This is a genomic window from Phenylobacterium sp., from assembly GCF_031181185.1.
In the GTDB taxonomy this organism is placed as follows: domain Bacteria; phylum Pseudomonadota; class Alphaproteobacteria; order Caulobacterales; family Caulobacteraceae; genus Phenylobacterium.
Genome location: NZ_JAPSKZ010000033.1, coordinates 20606 through 28081, shown reverse-complemented (window position 1 = coordinate 28081; position 7476 = coordinate 20606). Strand labels below are relative to the sequence as shown.

The following is a 7476-nucleotide window of genomic DNA, read 5'->3' as shown; positions in this document are numbered from 1 at the left end:
GTGCGCACGGGCCACGGCATCGACGCGCACCGCTTCGGCCCGGGCGAGGTCGTGTGGCTGTGCGGGGTGCGAATCCAGCACGACGTGGGGCTGATCGGGCATTCGGACGCGGACTGCGGCCTGCACGCGCTCACGGACGCTGTGCTGGGCGCCATCGCGGACGGCGACATCGGCGAGCACTTCCCGCCCTCGGACCCGCGCTGGAAGGGCGCGTCCTCCGACCAGTTCCTGACGCACGCGGTGAAGAGGGTCGGCGCCGTCGGCGGTCGGATCCTCAACGCCGACGTGACACTGATCTGCGAACGGCCGAAGATCCGGCCGCACCGCGACGCGATGCGGGAACGGATCGCCGAACTGCTGGGGCTGCCGGTCGGCCGGGTCAGCGTGAAGGCCACCACCACCGAGGGCATGGGCTTCACCGGCCGCGAGGAAGGCCTGATGGCCCAGGCGGTGGTTTCGGTCGAAACCCCGCCGTAAGGACTACGGCAGCCAGGTCCAGCTGGCCTTGAGGTTCGCGTACAACGCCCCGGCCAGGTTCGTGTAGTCGTCCCGCCAAGGCTTCGCCTGGAAGGGGTTGGCCCGCTCCCAGCGTGAATCGGCGGCGAAGGCGGCGAGCGCCTCGCGATTGCGCGCGACGATCACGGCATCCTCGGCCGACTCCCAGCTGCCCTGCGGATCGTTCGCGGGTCGGTAGCGCTGGGCCAACGCCTGACCGCCGGCTGCGCGCGCGACCGCCTGGGCCGGCCCCATCAGGTCGAGGTTGCGGTTCGAGAGGTGCAGGACGAGGACGCCGTCCGGCTTCAGCCGCGCGAGATATCCCTGCACGGCCTCGACGGTCAGGAGATGCGCCGGCACCGCGTCGGACGAGAAGGCGTCGATCAGCAGGAGGTCGAAGGCGCCCTGCGGCTGGTCCTGCAGCGTCAGACGGGCGTCTCCGATGACGAAGTCCACCTCGCCTTTGGCGCATTCGCGCACATAGCTGAAGTTGTTGGGATCAGTCGCGATTCGCTGCACCAGCGGATCGATCTCGAAGAAGGTCAGATGGTCGCCGGGCCGGACGTAGGCCGCGACCGAGCCCGTGCCGAGCCCAACCGCCCCGATGCGCATCGCCGCCTTCTGGCGCTGGCTTGTCGTGAACACCTGCCCAATGGGCGTGCGCGGCGTGTAGTAGACGAGCGGATTGCAGCGATAGACCGGGTTCTGGGACTGGGCGCCGTGCAGGGTGGTGCCGTGGGCCAGCATCTTCACCTCGCCGCCCAGGCTCGACACATAGGTCTGGGATAACCGCATCACGCCGAAGAAGCTGCGCCAGCTGTGGCGCACGTCCGTACGGTCGGCCGCGGCCTCGGCGGCGAACGAGAGCACGCCGATCACCAGGAAGAAGAACAGCGCCCGTGAGCGCACCAGGAAGGCGCAGATCACCGCCAGGGCGAGCAGGCCCTTCATGCCCATGTCGAACAGCTCGGACTGGTCGAAGGCGCCCACGACGCTCGCCGTGGTCACCTTGTCCTGCATGACCGAGACGAAGACCGGCGTCGCCACGGCCGCGAGCACGCCGAGGATCATCAGCACCCAGGCGCCGGGTGGCACCTTGTCTAGCCGTCCCCAGGGTCTCGCCAGGCACGAAAGCGCCAGCACCAGCGGATATTCCCAAACGTTGTCGAAGATGACCGGGGCGACGAAGGCGTTGAAGGCGCCGCCCACGACGCCGCCGATCGACAGGCACAGGTAGAACTCGGTGAGGTGCGCGGGATCCGGCCGGCGAGCCACCAGGCGCTGGTGGCACATGAGCGCGGTCAGGAAGAAGGCCAGCAGGTGGATGCCGAACTGAAGGACGAAGAAGCTCGACCGGAAGGGCAGCATCGCGGCGCATACGGCGACGGCGGCGGCCTGGAGCACCAGCGTGAACCCTGGTTCGATCGCCGGCTTCTGCTGGAAGGCGATGATGAAGGTCAGGAGATAGAGCGCCAGCGGAACGACCCACAGGAAGGGCGCCGAGGCCACGTCGGTCGTGAGATGGGTCGTCACGCCCAGCATCAGGCTGGCCGGGATCGCCGCCAGCAGGATCCAGGTGAAGCGGTCGCGCCAGCTGGTCGGCGCCGCCGCCGTTGGCGCCTCCTCCACGGCCGCCGAGGCCCTGGCCCGCATGACCAGCAGGCCGAGCGTCCCCATCAACAGCACGAAGACCAGATAAGCCCCGCTCCAGCCGTAGCGCTGCCCTGCCAGGGTCAGGCCGGGCTCGACGACCAGCGGGTAGGCCAGCAGGGCCAGCAGGCTGCCGAGGTTGCTGGCGGCGTAGAGGACGTAGGGCTCCTTGCCCTCGGCCTGGCCGACCGTGCGGGCGTACCAGGCCTGGACCAGGGGCGCGGTGGCCGACAGTACGGCGAAGGGCGCGCCGATCGAGAGCGCCAGCACCGCGAGGAGCCACAGGTTGGGATGCTCGGACGAGGGCGGGCCGGCCAGCTCGTTCACCCGCAGCGGCAAGGCCAGGGCCGCGATCAGCAGGGCCGCGCAGTGGACGATGATCTGGCTGCGGACCTCCCGCACCTTCTGCAGCGCGTGGGCGTAGCCGTAGCCGGCCAGCAGCGCGATCTGGAAGAAGGCCATGCTGGTGTTCCAGACGGCCGGGCTTCCGCCCAGCAGCGGCAGCACCAGCTTGGCCACCATCGGCTGAACCAGGAACACCAGCGCTGCGCTCGAGAAGGTGGTGATCGCGAACAGCGCCGGCGGGGCGTAGGCCTGGCGCGACGTGGCGGCGAGCGTGGTCATGTCGTCTTCCGGCCCTTGATCGAAGCAGCGCTTCCGGTGCTTGTGGTGCGCGACAACCCTTAAGAGAGCGTGCGCCGATGTTCACCCTCGAGATCGTCACCCTGGCCCGGCTGCTGATCGACGAGGCGCGTGAACGATCTCTGAGAATCGTCACGGCGGAAAGCTGCACCGGCGGCCTAGTGGCCGGCGCCATCTGCTCGGTCGCCGGCGCCTCGGACGTGTTCGAGCGTGGCTTCGTCACCTATTCGAACCGCGCCAAGCAGGAGCTGCTGGGCGTGCCGGGCGATCTGATCGCCGATCTTGGCGCGGTCTCGGAGCCCGTCGCGCGGATGATGGCCGAGGGCGCGCTGGAGGCCTCGAACGCCCACCTCGCGGTCGCCATCACCGGCGTCGCGGGCCCCGGCGGCGGCACGGCGATGAAGCCCGTCGGCACGGTGCACATCGCCACCGCCCGATCGAACGAGCCGATCATGCACCGCCAGGAGCTGTTCGAGCACGAGACCCGGGAGGAGATCCAGCTGGCCGCGGTGCAGGCGGCCCTGCAGGCGCTGCGTGACCGGCTGGCCTAGCCGGGCGAGAGCTCGGCCCCAGCCTGGCCGTAGATCGAAGCGGCGCGAGCCTCGAAACAGCCCATCAGCTTTTCGACCGCGTGATGGAAGTTCGCCTTCAGGAGGCCCTCCAGCAACCGCGACTTGAACTGGAACTCGATGTCGAACTCGACCCGCGTGCAGCCGTGGCCGGCGTCGATGAAGCGCCAGCGGTTGACCAGCTTGCGAAACGGCCCCGATAGCAGGCTGACGTCGATCTGCCGGTTGACGGCGTCGCGCCGCACGCGGGTTGCGAAGCGCTCTTTCAGGAAGGCGAAGCCGACGCTGGCCTCGGCGTCCAGGCTGTCTACGCCCTCGCTGACCTTGCGGGCGTTCCAGGTGCGCAATGCCGTCACCCAGGGCACGAACGCCGGATAGTGCTCCACGTCGCCGACAAGCTGGAACAGCTGGTCCGGCGTGTATGGCAGCTGTTTCGAGACGTGATGGCGCACGCCGCTGCCCTTAGGCTGCGGTTTCGCGGGCCCGGCGCGCCGCCTGCAGCCGCGCGAAATCCTCGCCGGCGTGGTGCGACGAGCGGGTGAGCGGACTGGCCGAGACCATCAGGAACCCCTTTGCACGGGCGATCTCCTCCAACGCGCGGAACTCATCCGGGTGCACGAAGCGGTCGATGGCGGCGTGCTTGCGCGTGGGCTGCAGGTACTGGCCGATGGTGATGAAGTCGACGCCCGCCGAGCGCATGTCGTCCATCACCTGCATGACCTCTTCCTTCGTCTCGCCCAGGCCGACCATGATGCCGGACTTGGTGAACTGGGTGGGGTCGCGCTCCTTCACCCGCTCGAGCAGGCGCAGCGAGTGGTAGTAGCGCGCGCCGGGCCGGATCGACAGGTAAAGCCGCGGCACGGTCTCGAGGTTGTGGTTGAAGACGTCAGGCCTGGCGTCGATCACCGCCTCCAGCGCGGCGATCGGCTTGCGGGCGAAGTCGGGTGTCAGGATCTCGATGGTGGTCGACGGCGAGGCCGCCCGGATGGCCCGGATGGTCTCCACGAAGTGCTGGGCGCCGCCGTCGGCCAGGTCGTCGCGGTCGACCGAGGTCACGACCACATGCTTCAGGCCCATCTTGGCGGTGGCCTCGCCGACCCGGGCCGGCTCGTCGAGGTCCAGCGCCAGCGGCTTGCCCGTCGAGACGTTGCAGAAGGCGCAGGCGCGGGTGCAGACCTCGCCCATGATCATGAAGGTGGCGTGGCTCTTGTCCCAGCATTCGCCGATGTTGGGGCAGCCGGCCTCTTCGCAGACCGTGACCAGACGATTGGTCTTCACGATCTCGCGCGTGGCCATGTAGCCGGGGGACCCTGGGGCGCGGACCCTGAGCCATTCCGGCTTCTTCAGGATCGGCGTGTCGGGGTTCGCCTGCTTCTCGGGGTGACGCGGGCGCCGGGCGCCCAAGGTGTCGATGACCACGGCCATGGGCCCTAAATCGTCGCTCGGGGCCCCAGGATCAAGCGCGCGTTGCGTCGCGACCCCAGACCACACCGCCGGTTGGCGGCTTTTCGGCTACGGTTATGGTGGGACGAGATCAGACCGGAGACCGCATGCGCACGCTCGCCGCCCTCGCCCTTGCCGCCCTCGCGACCCCCGCCCTCGCCCAGACCGCCACGGTGGCGGCGCGCCCGTTCGAGCCCGCGCCCTGGTGGATGGAGCGGCCGATCCTGGCCTCGACCGGCCACGTCTGGACCGAAGTCCCGGCCAACCGCGCCCATGTGAACGCCACCTACGACGCCATCGAACGCGAGGCTTCCGCGGCCCAGAAGGCCGCCGCCGACAAGGTCCGCGCCTTGGGTCAGGCGCTCGCGGCCTATGGCGCCGACAAGGTGCGCGTCGAGACCACGTTCCGCATCCAGCCGCTGTACGACCAGTACCGGGACCGCCAGGGCGACGTGAACGAGAACCAGCGGGCGGACAAGATCGAGCGCTACCAGGTGGTGGCCAACGTCGCCGTCGAGATCCGCGACGTGCGGCTGACAGAGCGCGTCTATGCCACGCTGATGGCCGCCAAGCCGTCGTCGACACAGCCGGTCCGCTTCCGGCTCGAGCCCGAGAACGAGACGCGGACGCAGATGTTCAGGCTGGCCGTCGAGGACGCCAAGCGGCGAGGCGAGCTGGCCGCCGCCGCCGCGGGGACCCGCCTGGGCGCGGTGAAGCTGATCGATCCGACGGGCCGGGCCTGCGAGACCGACGTGCTGGTGACCGGCGCCGGTCGCAGCTACGGCGGCGAGGTGGGCGCCTATCAGGTGCCGCCGCCCCCGCCGGCCGCCCCGCCCCTGCCCGTGCCGCCGGTCGAGCGGCGGGTGGAGGACATCACGGTGACGGGCTCCAGGGCGGGGCAACAGCTGGATCCCGAGTCGATCCGCCTGCCGCTGAACCCGCCGCTTCAGCGACTGGAACAGCGGGCCTGCGTCATCTACAGCCTGGGGTAGCCGCCTCACGGCCTGTTACCGATCTTTTCTTCGCCGTGACTGGCGGCTAGGTTCCCCGACCAACGAGAACAGTTCGGGGAGCGTGCGCCCTTGCGTTCGTTCGACAGCGCCCAGGCGCAGTCTTCCGTCTTCGACGCGCTCATCGACGCGGCGAAGACCCATGGGGCGAAGAAGCCGATCCTGGAGGACCAGGAGCGCAATCCCCTCACCTACACCGACCTGATGCGCGCTTCGTTCGCGCTCGGCCGCAAGCTGGCCGGCATGACGAAGAAGGGCGAGCGGGTCGGCGTGATGCTGCCGTCCAGCGCCGGCGGGGTGGTGACGTTCTTCGCCCTGCACGCGTTCGGCCGCACGCCGACGATGCTGAACTTCACGGCAGGCATCCGGAATCTTCGCGCCGCCTGCGAGCTGGCGGGCATCCAGCGCGTGCTCACGTCCCACCGCTTCGTGGAGCAGGGCAAGCTGCACGACCTGATCGACGCCCTGGAGACGAAGGCGGAGATCACCTACCTCGAGGAGGTCCGCGCCACGATCGGCCTCTCCGACAAGCTGTTCGCGGCCGCCGCCGGCGCCCTGCCCCGGCAGTTCCGCGCGGCGGTGGCGCCCTCGGATCCCGGCGTGATCCTGTTCACCTCGGGCAGCTTCGGCGCGCCGCGTGGCGTGGTGCTCAGCAACGCCAACCTGATCGCCAACTGTCGCCAGATCGCGGCCCATATCCCGCTCGACCCGAACTGGGTGTTCTTCAACCCCCTGCCGATCTTCCACGTGTTCGGCCTGACGGGCGGCGTGCTGCTGCCGATCCTGACGGGCATGAAGGCCGTGCAGTACCCCTCGCCGCTGCACACCAAGCAGATCCCGCCGCTGATCAAGGACACCAAGGCCGCGGTGCTGCTCGCCACCGACACCTTCGTGAACCAGTACGCCCGCGCCGCCGAGAAGGACGAGCTTGCGGGCCTGACCTTCGTCGTCTGCGGCGCGGAGAAGGTGCGCGAAGAGACCCACAACCTGATCACCGAGAAGTTCGGCCCGATCCCGCTGCTGGAAGGCTATGGCGCCACCGAGGCCTCGCCCGTGATCGCGGTGAACAAGCCCACCGACAACCGCCGCGGCACCGTGGGCGGACTGCTGCCGGGCGTCGAGGTGAAGCTGGAGCCGGTGGAAGGCATCCCTGGCGGCGGCAAGCTGCTGGTGCGCGGGCCGAACATCATGGCCGGCTACCTGAAGCCGGACGGCGGCGTCGAGCCGCCCACCGGCGGCTGGCACGACACGGGCGACGTGGTGTCGATCACCGACGACGGCTGGGTGAAGATCCTGGGCCGGGTGAAGCGCTTCGCCAAGGTGGGCGGCGAGATGGTCTCCCTCACGGCCGCCGAGGACCTTGCCTCGGCCGTGTGGCCGGACTGCCGCCACGCGGTCGTCGCCGTGCCCGACCCGAAGAAGGGGGAGCGGCTGGTGCTGGTCACCGACCGCCGCGACGCCAACCCCGCGCCCTTGCTGACCCACGCCCAGAAGATCGGCGCGCCCGAGCTCGCCGTGCCGCGCAAGATCATCCGCGTGCCCGAAATCCCGGTCCTGGGCACCGGCAAGACCGACTACGTCGCGCTGCAGCGGATCGTCGAGGCGGAGCTCCGTCGGGCGGCCTGAGCGTCTACAAGCTGGACAATGGACGGATTCCTCGTTGAGCA

The 7476-nt window shown here is 69.6% G+C and carries 7 protein-coding genes; 4 read left to right on the top strand and 3 right to left on the bottom strand.

The window, feature by feature from the left end; all coding sequences use genetic code 11:
* Positions 1-477 (top strand): 2-C-methyl-D-erythritol 2,4-cyclodiphosphate synthase (gene ispF, locus RIF93_RS06250; protein ID WP_309089509.1); only part of this gene is annotated, 477 nt, incomplete at its 5' end.
* Positions 478-480: 3 nt separating this feature from the next.
* Here ispF and RIF93_RS06245 read toward each other — a convergent pair.
* Positions 481-2769: a fused MFS/spermidine synthase gene (locus RIF93_RS06245; RefSeq protein ID WP_309089508.1), complete on the bottom strand. Its 2289-nt coding sequence runs from the start codon at positions 2767-2769 to the stop codon at positions 481-483.
* A gap of 77 nt (positions 2770-2846) precedes the next feature.
* On the opposite strand from RIF93_RS06245, the gene RIF93_RS06240 reads away from it, so the two are divergent.
* Positions 2847-3338: a CinA family protein gene (locus tag RIF93_RS06240; RefSeq protein WP_309089506.1), complete on the top strand. Its 492-nt coding sequence runs from the start codon at positions 2847-2849 to the stop codon at positions 3336-3338.
* Here RIF93_RS06240 and RIF93_RS06235 read toward each other — a convergent pair.
* Positions 3335-3808, bottom strand: coding sequence for a type II toxin-antitoxin system RatA family toxin (locus RIF93_RS06235; RefSeq protein ID WP_309089504.1), 474 nt, complete (start codon positions 3806-3808; stop codon positions 3335-3337). The two genes, RIF93_RS06240 and RIF93_RS06235, sit on opposite strands and share 4 nt — an antisense overlap.
* A gap of 10 nt (positions 3809-3818) precedes the next feature.
* Positions 3819-4781, bottom strand: a complete 963-nt coding sequence (gene lipA / locus RIF93_RS06230) for a lipoyl synthase (RefSeq protein WP_309089502.1) — start codon at positions 4779-4781, stop codon at positions 3819-3821.
* 125 nt (positions 4782-4906) lie between these two features.
* Here lipA and RIF93_RS06225 point away from each other — a divergent pair, with 125 nt between their 5' ends.
* Both RIF93_RS06225 and RIF93_RS06220 read left to right on the top strand, forming a co-directional pair.
* The gene (locus RIF93_RS06225) at positions 4907-5791 is read left to right on the top strand and encodes an SIMPL domain-containing protein (RefSeq protein ID WP_309089500.1); all 885 of its coding nucleotides are present in this window, start codon (positions 4907-4909) and stop codon (positions 5789-5791) included.
* Between the two features lie 90 nt (positions 5792-5881).
* On the top strand, positions 5882-7435 hold the full coding sequence (locus RIF93_RS06220) for an AMP-binding protein (protein WP_375163847.1): 1554 nt from the start codon (positions 5882-5884) through the stop codon (positions 7433-7435).
* The last annotated feature ends 41 nt before the right edge of the window (positions 7436-7476 follow it).